We start from the raw sequence: 19,883 nt of genomic DNA on the forward strand, positions 1-19,883 counted from the left end.
TTTCTATTTATATCAGATGTTCTATAAAGAAAGAAAAATGGCAACCTATACACTGTATCAAAAGTGATGAGGAGGGGATTATATAAAATATCCATTATGATAAGGAGGATATTTAATGAGTCATAAGGAAAAAGCGACGGAAAATGGCATATCAGTTACTGGTGCAGGAGACTCATTGGATAAACGCATGTCAGAAGGTGAAGAAGAAACAACGTTAACGACTCGTCAAGGACATCCTGTTACAAACAACCAAAATATGCGAACGGTAGGTAACCGTGGACCTGCTACATTAGAGAATTATCATTTTATTGAAAAAATCACTCATTTTGATCGGGAACGCATTCCTGAACGTGTTGTTCATGCACGTGGAGCAGGTGCTCATGGATACTTTGAAAGCTATGGGAAAGTAGGGGACGAACCTATCTCCAAATATACACGTGCAAAGTTATTTCAGGCGGCGGGAAAAAGAACCCCTGTATTTGTTCGCTTCTCGACGGTCATTCACGGTGGGCATTCTCCAGAAACCTTACGTGATCCAAGAGGTTTTGCCGTCAAGTTTTATACGGAGGATGGAAACTGGGATCTTGTGGGTAACAACCTTAAGATATTCTTTATTCGAGATGCGATTAAGTTTCCAGACATGATTCATGCTTTTAAACCTGATCCTGTTACCAATATTCAAGACAATGAGCGGTTTTTCGATTTCTGTAGTAATTCCCCTGAAACACTTCATATGGTTACTTTTGTCTACTCTCCGTGGGGAATACCAGCAAACTATCGGCAAATGCAAGGATCAGGTGTGAATACATATAAGTGGGTAAACAAGGAAGGGAAAGCGGTTCTTGTTAAATATCACTGGGAGCCAAAGCAAGGAATTAAAAACTTAACACAAGCCGAAGCTGAAGCTATTCAGGCTAAAAACTTTAATCACGCTACACAAGATTTATATGAAGCGATTGAACGTGGTGATTATCCAGAGTGGGAACTGTTCGTGCAAATTTTAAGCGATGATGATCATCCCGAACTCGATTTTGATCCATTGGATGATACAAAAATTTGGCCGAGGGACCAGATTCCTTGGCGACCCGTTGGACGAATGGTATTAAATAAAAATCCAGAAAATTACTTTGCTGAGGTCGAACAAGCTGCCTTTGGGACAGGAGTACTTGTTGATGGCTTAGACTTTTCTGATGACAAAATGCTTCAAGGACGAACACTTTCTTATTCAGATACCCAACGGTATCGGGTTGGTCCAAATTATCTACAACTACCGATTAATGCACCCAAAAAACATGTGGCTACCAATCAACGTGATGGTCAAATGACGTTCTACGTTGATCAAGCTCCAGGTCAAAATCCGCATATCAATTATGAACCATCATCTCTAAATGGCTTAAAAGAAGCAACAAAATCAGCTGAAGAGTATAAGCCTTATATTGAAGGGCATTTGGTACGTGAAAGCATCGACCGTACCAATGATTTTAAACAAGCTGGCGAAACGTACCGGGCTTTTAGTGATTTTGAGCGAGATGATTTAATTTATAATCTCGTCAATGCATTATCCACCTGCCGGACTGAGATTCAAGAAAAGATGATCGAGCTATTTACAAAGTGCGATGAAGACTACGGTCGCCGTGTCGCTGAGGGTCTAAAGCAGCATGGAAATAGCAATCATCACGGGCCATTGGGCGCAACGAGTACACATGAGGCTGTCAAGGAAGCAGAACGTAAAGGTCATCGTACGGACTCTTATTAGACACATAAACTGTGACAAAAAAACACTTTTAATGAATAATCCTATGGAAGTAAAAGTCGTTTACTCCATGGGATTATTGTTTGTTTATTCCACCCACCAATTGATCAAGCGTTGTAGTAAACAGACCATGAGTAAGATATAACCAAGTTTATAAGGATCTTGATAATCAATTTCTAGCATGATTTTTTCATGAAGTTGAAATGTCAGTGGGGTATTCGCACCATTATATGACAAGCTATCTTGATATGTTTTTCGATAGATAAGATAAGGAAGACCGGTAGGAATATAATAGCTATTTTCTTAAGCAAGTGATAATCCTCTTTTTTGACTGATGATATTATTATTAGATATTAGAGCCTGTGGATCAATCGTTGGAAGTATAGAGTATTTGCACTGAATTAAGATTATTTTGGTAAAAAGTAATGAATCAACGCATGAACCTTTATAATATATAGCGATTATACTACGGGAATAGAAAGTATATTCATATTTACCGTACTTATTATTATTGGTATAATATATTGAAAAATATAAATATTATAGGGTTGTATCTAAAGGAGCGACATGGGATGAGATCACTGGATCGATTAAATATGTGCTGGATTGACGGACGGAGTATTACATTACCCAAGTCTTTTTCGGTATTCAATCCAGCAACGGGTAAAGAGATCGGAAATGTCCCCTTAGATGAAGGGGAGCTGACAACTCAAGCAATCGAATCCGCTTGGGCTGCTTTTTCTACTTGGTCTAAACGATCTGCAGGTGAAAGGGCTACTTATTTACATAGTTGGGCAGATCGTTTGATAGAGCATAAGCGTGAGTTAGCAGAGCTACTATCGATGGAACAAGGTAAGCCGATGTTAGAGGCTAAGGAAGAAATAGAAGGAGCGGTAGAGTTTATCCGCTGGTATGCAGAGGAAGGAAAGCGTATACAAGGGGAAGTACTTACACCATTGCGAGCAAACCAGCGAATTTCAGTCATTCGTCAACCGGTGGGAGTTGCTGCGTTGATCACTCCTTGGAACTACCCAGCAGCGATGGTGACACGCAAAGTAGCACCAGCACTCGCCGCTGGCTGTACAGTGATTTTAAAACCTGCAAAAGAAACACCTCTCATTGCTATCGCCTTGTTTGAGCAATTGATGGCAACGGGAATTCCAGCAGGAGTTGCTAATTTGGTAACAGGTGAAGCAGCGAAAATAGCCCAAGTTCTTTTAAATGATCATCGTGTTCGTAAAATCTCTTTTACGGGATCAACTGAGGTTGGTAAGCGGTTAATGAGCCAAGCTGCAGCCCAAGTGAAACGTATTTCCTTGGAGTTAGGTGGGAATGCCCCTTGTATTGTATTTTCTGATGCGGATATCGATTTAGCAGCAGAGAGGATTGTTCTAAACAAATTTGAAAACTGTGGGCAAATGTGTAATGGAATTAATGTAGTTTATGTACATGAAACAATTGCTTCAAAACTTGAAGAGAGAATCATTCAGCTGGTAAAAAGGATGAAAGTCGGCAAGGGAAGTGATCCTGATGTAAAAATCGGACCACTGATTAATCAGAGAGAAAGACAGAAGGTACATGAATTAGTGCTAGATGCGAAACAACAGGGAGCAACTCTTTTACTTGGTGGCGATATGTTGGAAAAAGATGAGTTTCATCAGGGTGCTTTTTATGCCCCAACCATCATGAATCAGGTTCATCAGAACATGCGCTGTGTACAAGAAGAGATCTTTGGTCCTGTATTACCTATCTTAACATTTCAGACAGAAGAAGAGGTGATCAAGCAGGTAAACCAGACATCTTATGGCTTAGCCGCTTATTTCTTTACCAAAGATCACAATCGTGTTCATCGTGTGAGTGAAGCGTTGGAATTTGGCATGATTGGTGTGAATGGAACCTCGCTCAGTGTTCCACAAGCTCCTTTTGGTGGGATTAAGGAAAGTGGGCAAGGACGAGAAGGTGGGACTTATGGATTGGAAGAGTATTTAGAACTGAAATATATTTCGACAATACTCGATTGACTTGAAGCTTGGGAAGGATGGATGTTCATGTGTGATCAACCGATGGGGAAGATCTCAAAGGCGGACTTACACGCGTGCTTGCAAAATGGAGTGATTGATACATTGATCATTGCTATTTGTGATATGCAAGGACGCTTGATGGGGAAACGTTTAACACGTGAGTTTTTGTTAAGTCAAGATTTGGATCATGGAACTCATTTTTGTAATTACTTATTAGGTACAGATATGGAGATGACTACACCAGAAGGTTATCAGCATATGAACTGGAATCAAGGATATGGTGATTGGCTAGCTAAGCCCGATTGGTCCACTTTACGGATCATTCCTTGGCTGGAGAAAACCGCGATGGTACTTGCGGATTCGGTAGATGAAAAAACGGGAGAGCTGATTGAAATTGCACCTCGTACCATTTTAAGAAAGCAGTTAAAACGTGCATCCAGTTTAGGATATCAACTTCATATGGCGAGCGAACTGGAATTTTATTTATTGAAGGATTCTTACGAAGAAGTACATCAGAAGGGTTATGAACATATTTGTCTAGCTGGTCACTATAACGAAGATTACAACTTGCTACAAGGAACAAGAAATGAGCCGATTTATGCTAAGATGCGTAAATATATGAATCAATCAGGAATCTTAATTGAGTCATCCAAAGGGGAAGCTTATACGGGACAACATGAGATGAATATCAGTTATTCAGAAGCGCTTAGCTCTGCTGATCATCATGTACTATTTAAGCATGGTTTAAAAGAAATTGCTCTCCAAGAAGGAGTTGCCATTACCTTTATGGCAAAGCCGGATCACCGCTGGACGGGCTCAAGTGGTCATATTCATTTGAGTTTATGGGATCAAGAAGGAACGAAAAATTTATTTGATGATCCAAAGAGAACTCAACCTCAGATGTCCGAAAAAATGCGCTTCTTCCTTGGAGGTCTATTAAAGTATACGAGGGACTTTTCATTGTTTTTAGCACCCAATGTAAACTCGTATAAACGATATGCTCCAGAAAGTTGGGCTCCGGTAAATATTGTTTGGAGCTACGATAATCGATCGACGGGGTTTCGCATTGTTGGGAAGGGTTCAGGGTTACGAATTGAAAATCGCATACCAGGAGCGGATATCAATCCTTATTTAGCTTATGCTGCAATGATTGGTACAGGTCTGAAAGGAATAGAAAAGCAAATCGAGCCCACCGAGGAATTTAAAGGAAACGCCTACCAAGCTCAAAATGTACCCCGTATTCCTGCTTCATTAGCTGAAGCCATCCATTGTTGGGCAAATAGTGAAATCGTTGACGAAATATTAGGAGAACATGTGGCGAGGCACTACGAACTTACCGCTCGTAATGAACAGCAACTTTATGATCGGATTGTGACCTCATGGGAGAGAGCGCGCTATTTTGAGCAAGGCTAATATCGGACATTCATGTCGATTAACTAGATAAAGATAGCGAAGCGAAGAGGTGTTTTTCGGCTACGTTGATACCACTGAAAATAGGGGGCTTTAAGATGCGCTTACAAGGAAAAGTAGCAGTAATTACAGGAGCTGGGAGTGGAATGGGGCGGGTGGCTGCACAGATGTTTGCCGCAGAGGGAGCCAAAGTCGCTGTGTTGGAGATCGATGAGAAAGCAGGACTGGAGACTGCCGAGTTGATAGAAAAAAAGGGAGGGCAAGCGATTTTTTGCCCGTGTAATGTGGTAATTGAATCGGATGTGAAGCAAGCAGTTGAAAAGTGCTTGCAATCTTTTACTAAAATCGATGTGCTTTATAACAATGCGGGCATTATGCCTGCTGAAGATCAATCAGTGATCAATACAGAAGTTGAAGTTTGGGATCGTGTATATGATGTCAATGTAAAAGGATCATTTCTAACCTGTAAATATGTGATTCCTGAAATGATCAAAAGGCAGAGTGGCTCCATTATTAATATTGCCTCTTTTGTTGCTTTCATGGGATGTACTGTTCCCCAAGATGCTTACACAGCCTCCAAAGGGGCGATTGTTGCCTTTACCAAGTCGCTTGCGATTCAGTTTCGTCCACAAGGAATACGTAGCAATGTCATTTGTCCAGGACCGATTGAAACACCGTTACTGACTGAGTGGCTGGTCAAAGACGAAGAAGCACGAAAAATACGCCTCAGCCGTCAACCAAGTGGTCGCTTTGGTAAACCCGAAGATATTGTCCATTGTGCCATCTATTTAGCATCTGATGAGTCCGATTGGACCAATGGTGCAGAGATTCACATTGATGGAGGAATTACGAGTAATTATTTTTAGTAAGGCTTATTCTAACTCTGTGCCCTACAAAAATTATTCCCAATAAAATGGGCTCATCCAAAAGTTTTCAGACCTTTGGATGAGCCAGTTTTTTGATTCGATTATATTGTAAAAGGGTAAGATCGTATGTTTCTAATGATCTTACAAGCATTATATTTTGTTGAGGGAAAATATGATTTATTATTAAATATTTCCTACCATAATTGGCTATCAAAACACCAATGTTTATCTAATCTATTTTTCTCTGTTAATATAGGACGGCTATTTTGAGCAATTTTTTACAATCCTCTATATAATAGGTTGTTTATAATCGTTTATAGGAGTGAGAAGAGAGAAGATGGGTATCATCGAGAAAGCGAATCAAGAAGCAGTGAAGTTCTGGAAGTTAAAAGAGTTGGACAGCCTTGAATGTTTACGAGCAACCTATATTACCCATACCTTTGCAAAGCATGCTCATGAAGAGTTTGCCATTGGGGTGATTGAAAAAGGAGTTGAAGGATTTGCTTATCGGGGAGAAACGCACTATGGAGTACCACGAAGTTTGATCATTGTTCATCCGGGTGAGGTGCATACAGGTTATTCTGCCACAGAACAAGGTTGGACTTATCGGATGATCTACCCAAGTATTAAGTTAATAACTCGAGTGATACAGAGAATAACGAAAATGGACCCCAATCATCTATATTTTCCAGATGCAGTCATACAAGATTCTGATTTGGTTTCCTTATTTTTAAGGATGCATTATTCGTTGGAAGTAGCTACTTCATCTCTTGAGCAAGAATTCTATTTTCTAGAGTTTATGATTCGATTGATGAAGAACTATGCCAAAGTTAAGCTGCCAGATACTACCATTTATACGGATCAGAGACGAGCTAAGTGGATACGTGAATATATCGATGCTCATTTTGCTGAGAAATTAACACTAAAAAAGTTAGCGCAAATTTTTCATGTGAGTGAATTTCATCTGATTCGCTTATTTAAACGAGAGATGCAAATACCACCTCATCTTTATCTAAATATGGTTCGGATCAATAAGGCGAAACATTACCTCTTGTCTGATTTATCAATCGCACAAATAGCTACAATGACTGGCTATTATGATCAAAGCCATTTTACCAAACAATTTAAAAAGATTCTAGGTATTACTCCAAACCAATATAGACAAGCAATTTACAAAAGAGAATTGCAAAATTAGCTGTTTATCGCTTTAAATGTCATTTTCTAAAGAAGGAGGGAACAATATTCATCATAAAAATAGTTGGATTGGAATAGGATGCGGACTGGGTACAGGTGCACTATGGGGACTTGCATTTCTCTTTCCCAAAATATTAAATTCCTTTCAATCTTTAGAGATTGCCTTAGGAAGGTATTTTTTCTTTGGTCTTTTTTCGATCTTGGTATTTATTTTCCGTTATCGAAAGCAATTTACCATAGAAAGAAAAATCGTATGGAAAACTTTTTGGTATGCCCTTTCAAGTAATATAGGCTACTATTTTTTACTGGTTATTAGTATTAAAAAAATGGGTTCTTCTATTCCTACTTTAATTATTGGTACGCTCCCTATTACTGTTAGTCTCTATGGAAATTGGATAAAGAAAGAGTATCCTTTTCGGAAAATGATACTACCTATATGCTTTATCTTGGTCGGTCTTGCTTTTTTACATCGATTTGATTCCGGTTTAATTAAAATAAAATGGTTTGAAGATAGTAATATGGTAATCGGATTGTTTTGCTGTTTAACTGCATTAGGACTTTGGACATGGTATGGGGTTTCAAATGACTGCTTTTTAAAGGAAAATCCAAGTATTTCTCCTGCACTGTTATCTACCTTAATAGGAATTCAAAGTTTTTTTATTGTGATATGTGCTATATTACTTGATATATGGGTGTTTGATCAGTGGGTTTCTCATCTTTTAAAGCAAAAAGAATTACCTATGTTTGTATGGATTAGCTTTTTACTAGGCGTTTTAGCCTCTTGGATGGGCACTTGGTTATGGAATCAAGCTTCGACCAGGTTATCTGTCACATTAGCTGGAAAGTTGATCGTCACAGAAACCATTTTCGGGTTAATTTATGTATATATATGGGATCAGTCAATACCTACCTTGAACGAATGGATAGGAATGATCGTCATATTAGCTGGTATTTTCTTAGGAGTTCAGCGTTTATTATCGAATAAAACGATGGCTCATTCATCTGAATAAATATAAAAAAGTATCTTTTTCAAATAGAAAAGGATGCTTTTTTTATTTCGTTTTGATCTTATCCTCAGATATGTTAAATAATATTTGAGTTCAGGGTCATGAATTTCGCTATAATATTCTTATGTACCTTAAGAGAGGTGAGGGAATGAATCAGCACTTTTTAAGACAACCATTCAAATTTGAATTGGATGGTCTTTTTCGGATTTACCGTCAGTATTTTAAGGGATTGGCACTAGTTAGTTTTTTGATGAATGCGGTTTTTCTCGGATGGTTCAATTGGCAATACATGGGTCATGTTCAAAATCAAAGTAGTAGTATTTTTGATTCTGAGCAAATGTTATTTCTATATTTGATTAAGGTTGGTATTTACCTACTGATCATTTATCCATTGTTACAAGTAATTTGTCATGAGTTGATTATTCAACACTTTAAGCAAATGAAACCATCGATTTCTTACCGGTCCATGATTATTCATTCAATTAAACATGGAAGGAAAGGTTTGCTAGCGCATGGGATGCTTGTTTTGTTTTTGCTCTTTTTCTATATGCTATTTGGAAGTATGATCTATTTTAATTTCTATTTTGGAGATCCCTTCGATCGCTTGCTGATTAGTTTCATCATTTCAACAGTGTTATTTTTCTTACCCCTTGCTTATATTTTTTATCGCTTTTCTTTAGTTATTCCCATTATCACTTTAGAGCAAAGTAGTTTTTGGCAAGCTTTTCTGAGAAGTTGGGAGCTTACTCGTGGTGGATATTTTCAAACGTTAGGTAAATTGATCTGGCTTTATCTTACAACCATTCCATTACAATTATTAGAGGGACTCATTTTCGAGGTAGCTGCGTACGTAAGCTTTCAAGGGTTTTGGTTGCAGCTTTTTCTTTTTTTGTTTGAGTTTTTATTCATTCCATTATTGTATCCTCTTATCCCACTTTTTTTTAATTTAGTATACTGGGATGAGCGAACTAGAAAAGAAGCTTTCGATCTTAGACAGAAGTTAGAGCAGGAGATATAAGGGGTGAGTATGATTTCAACTGATTTACAACAAGTCAAAAAAGAATTGCAAGAAATTTTGTCTCGTCCTGAATTTCAAAATAACCAAGAACTAGAGAAGCAAAGTCCCATGAACTCTGTACAGTCGGATTTTTTGCCATTTTCTATTCCGAGCGAATGGATTTGGGCTATCTATATTTTCATTGGTATTTTGTTTTTGGCTATCATGATTGGTTGGATTGTGCTTAGATGGAGGAGACGTGAGCAACAACAAAAAGACTTATTAGATGGTAAAGCTAATCATGCTATGAAATGGCATGCAGAAGCCCAAAGTTATGCACAGCAAGGAGAATATCGTTTAGCACTTCGGGCACTCTTTCATTACTTGTTAATAAATCTATCAAAGAAAAATAAAATTACTTATGAACAATCAAAAACGAATGAGGATTATAAAAGGGAAATCGAACAAAATTGGCCCATTCAAGTGCATTCCTTCTCTAATGTCAGAGATCAATTTGATGAAACTTGGTATGGTGAAAGAGCCGTCTCTTCGGAAGGTTACCACAAATATCAGCAGCAAATTAATCAATTAATGCCGAAGGAGGAGGCCGATGAGACGAAGTAATATCTTATGGATTTTAGTAGGGATTATTCTGATTAGTTTGATCATCGCTTACTCTTTTTCAGCATTAAAACCAACGAATGGTAGACCGTACTCTGCTGAAAACACAGAATCCCTTGGTGTTAAAGCGCTCTATTATTTATACCAAAAAAGAGGAATTGATGTAGACTACTTTAAAGCTCCTTATGACCAATTACCTCTTTCCTCTACTCAAGATACACTGTTAATTATAAACCCTGAAGCAGATCCACCGAAAGAAGAACAACGACAAAGTATGTTAGATTGGGTTAAAAAAGGGAATCAAGTGGTGTTATGGGGTTCAAATCATATCAATTGGCCACACGCTTTCCAGTTTCAGTTAGCAGAGTGTAGGATCAAACGAAAAAATCTAAAAGTAAAAACACGGATGGACAATCGATGGCTCAATCAGATTGCACAATTAGATTGGGCTGGGAAGTGCATTGCTCCTACAAACCAAGTTGAGCCAGTGTTACAAGATCAAAAGGGGCATATTTTAGTTGCTAAGCGTTTAGTAGGAAAAGGATCGATTTACTATATTCCAGATGCTACACTACTTACGAACGAAAAGATTTTGCACCAAGACCATGTAGCTTTACCATTCGCATTGATCCAACAAGGGAAAGTATGGATAGATGAAACGGTACATCCTTGGTTACCTCTTTCCTCTTCTTCATCATCTGTTTCGAGTCAACAATCAAAGGAGCTAACGTTAAGTTTTTTTTCTTTGCTTAAACAAGATGGTTTATTTATTTTTCTGCAAATTTTATTGCTCTTATTGCTTTGGCTATATGCAAAGGGTAAAAGATTTGCCGCCCCACGTTTTGAAACAGTCCGTGAAGAACGAAATGCCTTGGAATATATAGAAGCTATAGCCAAGTGGTATGGTAGTATATCTATTCGAAAGGAAATATTAGAAAAACAACACCAACTTCTACGTACAGAGATCATAGAGAAGTTATATTTACCTACTAATATCACCGATGAACAACTAAACAGGAAGATTGAACAATATTTTGGCTCTCCGTTTCGCAACCGGTATGAAGAGTTAACCCATCAGGTTAAGAAGGCTCAAAATCAAAAAAGAATTTCATCAGAACGATTTATAAAGTGGAGTATTCAAATCGATGAACTGAGAAAGGAGATAGTTTAGTGGAAAGCATATTCACCTCGAACCCAAACCGTATCCAAAAGATAACAGGTGATGTCATTACGATGCTTGAGAAAGCGGTACTAGGTCAAACCGAAAACTTACAATTCATGTGGGAATGTTTATTAATGGGTGGTCATGTTTTGATTGAAGGTGTTCCTGGCTTAGGAAAAACATTGATGGTTCGTTCACTCTCTCAGGTGATTCAATGTCATCAGTCCCGTATTCAATTTACGCCAGATTTAATGCCATCAGATATCACGGGAACCAAAGTATATGATTTACAAACCGGACATTTTTCATTTCGTCAAGGTCCGATCTTTACGCATATTTTATTAGCAGATGAAATTAACCGAACACCGCCTAAGACCCAAGCCGCTTTGCTCGAAGCCATGGAGGAGAAGCAAGTTACCGTAGATGGAGAGACGTATCAGTTACCATCCCTTTTCTTTGTAGTAGCCACACAAAATCCCGTTGAGCATGAAGGTACATATACTTTGCCCGAAGCTCAAATGGATCGTTTTACCATGAAACTGATGATGAACTATCCAACAGGAGAGCATGAAGCACTTCTCTTAGCTACACAAAAGATTCATTCACGGAGAGAAAGTAAGCTAGAATCGGTGATATCGATCGAAGAGATTATAGAGATTCGGCAGGAACTCGAAGATGTAACTGTTGAAAGTTCTGTTATTCACTACATATTAGCTTTGGTACAAGCTACACGAAATCATCCAAAAGTTTACTTAGGGGCAAGTCCACGTGCGGGACTGGATGTGTTAGCGATGAGTAAAGCAGGAGCCATCGTCAAGGGACGTCAGTTTGTAACCCCAGATGATGTAAGAAGAATTGTAAAGCCAGTACTGCGTCATCGACTGATACTTCATCCTGATGGAGAATTGGAGGGATGGAAAGCAGATGACATTTTGGAAGAGATTATCCAGTCGATTCCTGTTCCTAGGTAAAGCAATGATTCCGTCTCCATTATTGCTCACCTTATTACTATTAGGTATAGGAATTACTACATTAGGAGCTTTTTGGGGATGGGGTTGGGTCTGTTTTAGTATTTATAACGGGATCCTATTTTCTCTATTGATTATCGATATTTATTTAGTTAAACAACTTCCTAAGCTTATAGCGACACGTCAGATCGATTCATTATTTGAGATTGCAGAGGATAACACAGTCCGACTGATCATTCGTGCAAATGCTCCCTTATCGACAAAAATGTGGGTACAAGATGACTATCCACATGGATTTCATACTAGTGAACGCACCTTCTATCAAGTATGGAAAAATGAGACAAGTAAGGTGATCACCTATTACGTAAAACCACATCGTCGCGGACGTCATCAATTTGAAAAGATTCATCTTCGTTTGCAAAGCCAATTCCGTCTCCTGCACATTCAACAATCATTTACACAACGCATGGAGGTTAAAGTATATCCTCGCTTAGAAGCAGTACGACGAGTACGGAAGGGCTTTTACCGTCGCCAGTCATTACAGGATGGAAGAGCGTTGTATCGTTCGTTTGGGGCTGGAAAAGAGTTTTCACATATTCGTGAGTATATCCCAGATGATGATCCGCGTCAGATTAATTGGATGGCCACAGCTCGGCGTGGAAAATTAGTATCCAATGTATACCACCCAGAAGCAGGACAACAGGTGGCCATTCTTTTAGACTGTGGGCGATTAATGGGTGTACATAATGAAGGGCGAACCCAATTAGACTATGCACTTGAAGCTGTTTTGGGTTATGCTGCTATTGCATTACAAAGAGGAGAGCAAGTTAGCTTTATCGCTTTCTCAGATCAAATTTTACGTTTTGTTCCACTTGGGAAAGGGATAGAACATCTGAATCGGATCGTGGAAGCTTCATTTGATTTAGAGCCGAGCTATAAAGAGACGGATTATCTTCAAGTATGGAATCTACTGCAATCCATGCATCGTCATCGATCGTTAGTTACGTTGTTTACCGATATGGGCAATATCACGTTTGCAGAAAGTCTGCAAAATTTAATGAGCTATACCAAAAAGAAATTCGCATTCTTAACCGTTTCGATGCAAAATCCGCGTTTAATAGATCAGTTAAAACAACCACTGGTAACTGAAGAAGATATCTACCGAAAAATAGCGATAGAAGAGCTGCAACAAGAACGTAAGAGAGTGCTCCGATATTGGTCCAATCAAAAAGTAGGGACTTTGGACGTAATGCCTGATCAATTGGCAAGTGCTGTTATCGATACCTATTTAAAGATACGAAGTCGTGTAGAAACTTAAAAAATAGATTCAAGAAAATTGCCGACAGGAGACTCGCCTTTTTTTAAAGGCGTAGAAAAACTGTATCTATCAGGTTGCAAGGAGAAATGTTTTCTTGCGTAAAAGATACAAACTGGGGAATTGAGTATCTTGTTGCTGGGACTATATCAGCATGACTGGTGTAGTACGGATAGTTGTCAACCTGCCCATGATGTATCGTCAATGAAGGCAGGAGTCTCTATGACGTTTGTACTGCTGGACAGATATAAGCTCACCATTGAAATGGTGAGTAGTTGACATCATTACCCTATTTTCTTTTTCAGTTGAATAATTTTGCCTGCTTTACTTTCTAATAGCTACCTCTTCTAACAAAGGAGAGGTTTTTTTGTAGTTAGGAATATCAAGAAAAAATATCGTTTAAAAAATGATATGTAGGGAAAAATCTAACCGTTATGTAAATTCGGAAATAATGGGTGATAGGGTTTATGTCTTATTTTAACAATATTACCGATGTCCTTGGGATTAAAGTAGGAAATGTCGAAGATACTCAAGCTTTGACTGGATGTACAGTCGTCTTGATAGAGCAAGGAGCTGTTTGTGGTGTAGATGTTCGTGGATCGGCACCTGGAACGAGAGAAACAGATCTTTTGAATCCAATGAATGCCGTAGATCAAGTGCATGCTATTTGTTTATCGGGAGGCAGTGCATATGGACTTGACGCTGCAAGTGGCGTCATGCAATATTTGGAGGAACATGGATATGGATTACAAGTGGATGTAGGTGTAGTTCCGATCGTGCCAGCTGCTGTTTTATTCGACTTACAGATTGGGGACTCAAAGGTTCGTCCTAATCGGGACATGGGATATCAAGCTGCAATGCGGGCGATGTCAGGCTCATTTCCACTGGGGAATGTAGGAGCGGGCTGTGGTGCTACCGTGGGGAAAATAGCTGGGTATGCAAGATGTATGAAGGCAGGACTTGGCTCTGCATCCGTATCTATCCTAATGGACTAGTTGTCGGAGCGATTGTCGCAGTCAATGCATTAGGAGAAGTTCGAGACCCCCAAACCGGACGGATACTCGCTGGTGCAAGAGACAACGACGGAATGATTCGTAATAGTCTTGATTGGATGCTAGAAATGGGCAGATTAACGGTATCAAAAGGAACAAATACCACGATTGGAGTTATTGCAACTAACGCCCATTTGAATAAAGTACAAGCGACCAAAGTATCTGCGATGGCTCACAATGGATTAGCTCGTACGATTTACCCTGTACATACGATGTTAGACGGAGATACAATCTTTACTTTAGCAACAGGCGAAATAGAAGCATCTGTTGATTTGGTAGGGAGTATTGCAGCGGAAGTAATGGCTGATGCGATTATCGTAGCAATTCGTGCCGCTAAAGGAATTGCAGGGATTCCAGCATATCAAGATTTAAATGATAAAGAAATCTAAATAATATATATGATTATTAAGGGTATGATCTCTATGGAAATATCCGTATTTTGAGCTCATACCCTTTTTTAGAGAAAAGCTTTGCTTATCATATATTTAATCTAGAATTTTTGATAGGTAAAAGAAGGATCAAATTTTTGCACTTTCTTTTGTTGAAAAGCCGATAGTAAATAAGGTCTACAAAAATAGATGATTAGTAAGATGAGATGAACAGCAGATAAGATATACTTTGCTAAATACGAGATCTTAGCAGGAGTTACAAATCCCTCGATGATACCAGCAATAACAAATAAAGGAATTACTCCTAGTATCATTTGAATGGTGACGATTCCTTCTTTCTTTAAAGCATTGAGTCGTGTATCATCTCCAGGAACGAGAAAGTGATAAGCGAGTGATAAACCAGCAGCTCCTGCAATATAAATCGCTGTTAGTTCGATCACACCATGTGGCCAGATTAAAGCCCAAAACTCATATCCATGTCCAGCTTGATGAAATATTGCAGCTAGAGCTCCGAGTAGTAGCCCATTATAAAATAGAACCCAGATAGTACCAATGCCTAACAATGCACCTAACGCAAAACAAAGGATAGCGACTTTGATATTATTTACCATGATTTCGCTAGATGCGATGGCAGGGTTCCACTCGTTATTTCCGACTTCACTAGGATTAATTTGTCCTAGCATATCAGGAGGTAAAAAATAAGCAGCAAAGCTTTGGTCTTGCATCGTTAGTAAGAAAGCTAGGAAAAAACCCCCAGCGTCAACCAACAGAGAAATAAGGAAAAAAGAGCCACGCTTAAATAAGTATTGAGGGAATTTTGTTACCAAAAAGTGAACAATTACTTTCAAATAGCTTTTTTTGGCAACTCCATAAACCAAATTGTGCCCCCGAATAACAAGTCGGCTTAAATATTCGGTGACCTCATGATTGGGAAAATAAGTTTGGGCATAGGCTAGGTGTGCAGATACAGCGCGATAGAAGATACCTAATTCATCGATTTGCGCTTTATTTGGCTTGACGTCGGAGATTTGCTCCAATGTATGTTCAAGCTGGGCCCAAGTCGATTGATTTTTTTGTATAAACTTACCTATGTTCATTCATCTGCCTCTTTCTTCTTTGATGATTGCAGTATAATGATATAGAAGGAGGTTTCCCATGAGAAATGTGGTGATGGTTCATACACCAGAATATGTGCAAATTCCATTGGAAACGGCAGGTATTGCAACACGTGGAATCGCCAAAGTGATTGATTATCTTTGTGTTTTTGTCCTATCTACCATCCTAAGCTTTGTTGGATTGATTTTTACCTCTATGGGCACAGATGTATCAGCTAATGATCCACTCACATCCATGGAAATAGCTGTTTTAATTGTTATTGGAGCGGCAATTCCTATTGGTTATTTTACTATGACTGAATACTGGATGAAAGGGCAGACTATTGGCAAAAGAGTGATGCGACTTCGTGTGATTCAAGATAATGGACAAAGGCCTACTATTTTCTCTGTATTTTTGCGTAATTTACTACAACTTGTAGATATGTTACCATTTGCTTTCTTTCTTGGGATGGCTACAGCTTTTATCAATCGCAAAGAGAAAAGAATTGGCGATTTAGTAGCAGGAACCATGGTAGTTTGTGAAAAAAAGAGTCCATCGGAGTTACATCTCTATTTTACATACCCCGATTTATCTTCGTATGAAAGGGAAATGTATCAACGACTACCGATCATTTCTGGTGATCTATATAAGATTTTAGAAGACTTTCTTATCCGAAGAGAAAAGCTAAATCCTGTCGTACGGAAAGAGTTAGCTATCAAGCTGATTAATAAAGGCTGGTCCAGTATTCAAGTCTATCCTAACCAAGAAGAGTTTTTTTTAGAAAAGGTATATTTGTATTTGCGAGGAGTGACTTATCCATCTCAATATCCTTATATTTATTCCCAATATTTCCCTAATGAAAAATAAGTTGGAGCAAAAATGACACCACTTGTATCACCTGAACAATGAGGTGTCATTTTTATTAATAAATTGAATCGATGTATGAATGAAGATTTAAGGTCTATCAGGAATATCTTCTTTTATTATTTTGCATTGGTAAGTTAGACCGTTAAATTCACTTACAAAGAATTGGACATTTTCAACCCAAGTATGATTGGTTTGATGGGGATCATTATCTGCATCAATCGGTGACCACTTGGGACCAATTTGTGCTGGAGTTAACTTTTGTTCAGAAAGATAATAGCTTCTTAAAGTCCAAGCCATGGTTTCAATTCCTGCTTGGACAGTTGGAAAAGATTCAAAGTCGGATGGATTATCCGTTTTCATAATACCACCTGGGTTATTATATTTTTTTAAAGCGGATGATGTCCCACGATCTGTTTCTAGCATGGCAATGGATAATAGTAGAATAGGATCAACACGATATTTCTTTCCAGCATTTACGAATAGAGCAGCTTGATTGCGAAATAAGCTATCTGGTTTTTTTGCTGTTAGTTTTAAAATCACTTCGTTTAATTCACGGATCGATTTTTCTTTACCTGTTGGAAAACAGGCTGTAGTTTCTTTTGGTGTTATTAAATAATAAATGAAACCAATGGTCAAAAGTACAAGAAAGATACATAAAGGTAAAAGCCATTTATTTTTTTGAAAAGTCCCGATAAAATTATTTTGAATATTAAACATATGAGCTTCATCCATATCATTATTTTATAGTTTCTATAGTAAGAGAAACCCTTAATATATTAGTAAAAATACAATATATTACCGGAAATATGCAAGGCGTCATTTTGAATTTCGGCAGAATCGATATTCGTGTAATGATTTTATATCCGATTTGAATAAAAAAATTAATTCTACCTATTTTAATATGAAATAAAATAAAATACTATTTATCTTCTTTTGATTAAGAAGAAGTTAATGTTATAGCAGTATTACAATTCTGTGATAAAGAATAAATCTGAAAAGAGGTCAAATTATGTTGGCTTTGATATATAAATGGTTTATGGGGAATACTTCGAAAAAATCAACTAAAAAATGGAGAGGCTATTTTTTAAGAGGATGAAGATAGGCTATTGAAGAATTCTTCTCAAGAATTTATATGAACTTCCTATATCATACAAATTAGTCATAATTAATACCATTTAATTTTATAAGGATTATTAAATGATTGGTTTCGATTTATTATATCCTCCTCTTGGTTGGGGTATTTTATATTTCCATAAAAATAGATCAGAAATATATGACCGAATTTTTAAATACTTTTGTTAGAGCCTTTAATCTTGCTAGATATAGCTAGTTAAATTAATATAGAAAATATAGGACTTTTTATCATCATGCGATTCATAAGGAGCATTTCATCGACCTTGTAGAATTATGATTGTGCAATTAATTATAGATCCTAATAAGCCATAAATCCAAAACATATAGGTATTTTTAATCATAAGGCGGGTTAACAATGTGGAATAATCAGCAACAACAAATAGGTGAACAGCTAATTTTATCTAAGGAAAATGGAGGTGTTCGTTTCGAAGTAATCCAGCATTACTTAAAAGGAAGCTCTGATTTAACTAGAGCTTCAGAATTATATTATGCTCAAAAAGCAGGGGTACGTTTAAAGCAAGTACGGATTCTTTTAAATAATGCTGGTGTTCAAATCGAAGCAGGGGCTTTACACTATATGCGAGGAAATCTTGATGTAAAAGCAAATATTGGTGGTGTAAGTGGTCTCTTGAAAAAAATGGTTACTAGTAAGGTAACAGGAGAAGAAATGTTTAAGCCTCTTTATCAAGGGTATGGAGAAATCTTTTTAGAACCTAGTTTTGATAATTATCTGCTTGTGGAATTAAGTAATGAAGAAATGGTTTGTGATGATGGTATGTTCTATGCTTGTGAAGCAGGAATCGACGTTGGTGCCTATCGTAATAAAGGATTGACAGCTTTATTAGGTGATGAAGGAGCATTTCAAACTCGATTAACAGGCACAGGTATATGCTGTTTAACAAGTCCTGTTCCCATTGAAGAAATTAAGATAATCCACTTACAAAATGAAACACTCCAAGTAGATGGGAATTTTACCTTGCTAAGGAAAGGAAATATTGAATTTACAGTAGAAAGATCAAGTAAAAGTATGATGGGATCACTAACCAGCGGCGAAGGTCTATTACAAACCTTCCGTGGTACAGGTGAGGTTTGGCTAGCTCCAACATTAGTTGCATATTCAGGATAAAAAATAGATGAGTTCACCTCTATTATAGAGGTGAGCTCATCTATTTTGAGTGGGGAAGCGATGAGCGACTGATTAATGCAATAACTTAAATATAAATATATTAGACTGTAATAATAGGAAGATTTCGAAATATACATCTATGGTTTTACTGCACTAAAAAACGATTTACCAAGACTAGGTGGAATCCCAAACTCATTGGTATCTATTTCTAAAATTTCTTGAAATCCTACTTCTTCAAGAAGTTGAATTACTTCATTCACATCATAACTTCTTTGACAAAGAGGAATATCAGACCGATGCCAAGTTTCTTCTGTCATCAGAAATAAGGTGATTTGGTAGTGAGCTAATCTCGTTTCCGGTTGATATTCGACACTTTTGATACAGACATGATCTGGTTTAATAATGTGGAAAGAGCCTTTGTGTTGTTGATAGATCGCCTCTGTATTTATATCAAAAATAAAACGCCCATTTTTGGCTAAACATGAAAATACATTTTGGAAAACTTGTTTTAGCTCTTCAAGTGAAATAATGTGATTAAGACTATCAAAAACAGATATGACACCTGTAAATGTAGATGGTGGGAATGAAAAAAAGCGAGCATCTTCAACGAAAAACTTGACTTCTGGGGCATTTTGCTTGGCATATTTAATCATCTCGTTAGAAAGATCAATTCCGATGACTTGATAACCACGCATAGAAAGTGATTTGGCTAACTGGCCTGTACCACAACATAGATCCAAAATCGGTGTAGATTTAGAAATTTGATTGAGTAAATGCTTTTGGATAATTGGTAAAATCCCTTTGGAAAACCCTGCGAATTTTTGATTATACATCCAAGCAAACTCATCGTAGTTATTGATTGTTTGAGTTAAACTCATTAGTAACCCTTCCTTCCTCGTTTTGTGT

General features: G+C 37.7%; 16 protein-coding genes and 1 pseudogene. 14 read left to right on the top strand and 3 right to left on the bottom strand.

Annotated elements, in window-relative coordinates; translation table 11 throughout:
* Positions 1–187: 187 nt before the first annotated feature.
* From DL897_RS13910 to DL897_RS13965, 12 genes and pseudogenes are all read left to right on the top strand, one after another.
* Entirely contained in the window at positions 188–1,756 is a 1,569-nt protein-coding gene (locus tag DL897_RS13910; protein WP_240627459.1) for a catalase, read from the top strand.
* 569 nt (positions 1,757–2,325) lie between these two features.
* The gene (locus DL897_RS13915; protein WP_113659751.1) at positions 2,326–3,774 is read left to right on the top strand and encodes an NAD-dependent succinate-semialdehyde dehydrogenase; all 1,449 of its coding nucleotides are present in this window, start codon (positions 2,326–2,328) and stop codon (positions 3,772–3,774) included.
* A gap of 27 nt (positions 3,775–3,801) precedes the next feature.
* On the top strand, positions 3,802–5,187 hold the full coding sequence (locus DL897_RS13920; RefSeq protein WP_113659752.1) for a glutamine synthetase family protein: 1,386 nt from the start codon (positions 3,802–3,804) through the stop codon (positions 5,185–5,187).
* A 95-nt stretch (positions 5,188–5,282) separates the two neighbouring features.
* A complete protein-coding gene (locus tag DL897_RS13925) occupies positions 5,283–6,050 on the top strand; it encodes an SDR family NAD(P)-dependent oxidoreductase (protein ID WP_113659753.1) in 768 nt (255 codons plus the stop codon).
* Between the two features lie 337 nt (positions 6,051–6,387).
* Positions 6,388–7,245: an AraC family transcriptional regulator gene (locus DL897_RS13930; protein WP_113659754.1), complete on the top strand. Its 858-nt coding sequence runs from the start codon at positions 6,388–6,390 to the stop codon at positions 7,243–7,245.
* Between the two features lie 16 nt (positions 7,246–7,261).
* Positions 7,262–8,254 carry a DMT family transporter gene (locus DL897_RS13935; protein WP_113659755.1) on the top strand — a complete coding sequence of 331 codons (993 nt, stop codon included), beginning with the start codon at positions 7,262–7,264 and terminating at the stop codon, positions 8,252–8,254.
* A gap of 145 nt (positions 8,255–8,399) precedes the next feature.
* Entirely contained in the window at positions 8,400–9,269 is an 870-nt protein-coding gene (locus DL897_RS13940) for a hypothetical protein (RefSeq protein WP_113659756.1), read from the top strand.
* Positions 9,270–9,272: 3 nt separating this feature from the next.
* A complete protein-coding gene (locus DL897_RS13945; protein ID WP_113659757.1) occupies positions 9,273–9,872 on the top strand; it encodes a hypothetical protein in 600 nt (199 codons plus the stop codon).
* Positions 9,859–11,040, top strand: coding sequence for a DUF4350 domain-containing protein (locus DL897_RS13950; protein ID WP_113659758.1), 1,182 nt, complete (start codon positions 9,859–9,861; stop codon positions 11,038–11,040). The genes DL897_RS13945 and DL897_RS13950 overlap by 14 nt, the downstream gene beginning before the upstream one ends.
* Positions 11,040–12,002: an AAA family ATPase gene (locus DL897_RS13955; RefSeq protein ID WP_420824140.1), complete on the top strand. Its 963-nt coding sequence runs from the start codon at positions 11,040–11,042 to the stop codon at positions 12,000–12,002. Before DL897_RS13950 ends, DL897_RS13955 begins: the two co-directional genes overlap by 1 nt.
* A complete protein-coding gene (locus DL897_RS13960) occupies positions 11,956–13,317 on the top strand; it encodes a DUF58 domain-containing protein (RefSeq protein ID WP_168188798.1) in 1,362 nt (453 codons plus the stop codon). Before DL897_RS13955 ends, DL897_RS13960 begins: the two co-directional genes overlap by 47 nt.
* A 464-nt stretch (positions 13,318–13,781) precedes the next feature.
* Positions 13,782–14,755 (top strand): annotated as a pseudogene (locus tag DL897_RS13965) (P1 family peptidase).
* 101 nt (positions 14,756–14,856) lie between these two features.
* Here the strand turns inward: DL897_RS13965 and DL897_RS13970 are convergent.
* Positions 14,857–15,852, bottom strand: a complete 996-nt coding sequence (locus DL897_RS13970) for a stage II sporulation protein M (RefSeq protein WP_113659760.1) — start codon at positions 15,850–15,852, stop codon at positions 14,857–14,859.
* A gap of 58 nt (positions 15,853–15,910) precedes the next feature.
* Here DL897_RS13970 and DL897_RS13975 point away from each other — a divergent pair, with 58 nt between their 5' ends.
* Positions 15,911–16,717, top strand: a complete 807-nt coding sequence (locus DL897_RS13975) for an RDD family protein (protein WP_113659761.1) — start codon at positions 15,911–15,913, stop codon at positions 16,715–16,717.
* 87 nt (positions 16,718–16,804) lie between these two features.
* Here the strand turns inward: DL897_RS13975 and DL897_RS13980 are convergent, their stop codons facing one another.
* Positions 16,805–17,434: a glucosaminidase domain-containing protein gene (locus DL897_RS13980; RefSeq protein WP_168188799.1), complete on the bottom strand. Its 630-nt coding sequence runs from the start codon at positions 17,432–17,434 to the stop codon at positions 16,805–16,807.
* Positions 17,435–18,206: 772 nt separating this feature from the next.
* On the opposite strand from DL897_RS13980, the gene DL897_RS13985 reads away from it, so the two are divergent.
* Positions 18,207–18,977, top strand: a complete 771-nt coding sequence (locus tag DL897_RS13985) for an AIM24 family protein (protein ID WP_113659763.1) — start codon at positions 18,207–18,209, stop codon at positions 18,975–18,977.
* A gap of 137 nt (positions 18,978–19,114) precedes the next feature.
* Here the strand turns inward: DL897_RS13985 and DL897_RS13990 are convergent, their stop codons facing one another.
* Positions 19,115–19,855 (bottom strand): class I SAM-dependent DNA methyltransferase, encoded by a 741-nt coding sequence (locus tag DL897_RS13990; protein WP_168188800.1) that lies wholly within the window; start codon positions 19,853–19,855, stop codon positions 19,115–19,117.
* Positions 19,856–19,883: the final 28 nt, after the last annotated feature.

The sequence above is a fragment of the Thermoflavimicrobium daqui genome, assembly GCF_003313465.1.
Taxonomy (GTDB): Bacteria; Bacillota; Bacilli; order Thermoactinomycetales; family Thermoactinomycetaceae; genus Thermoflavimicrobium; species Thermoflavimicrobium daqui.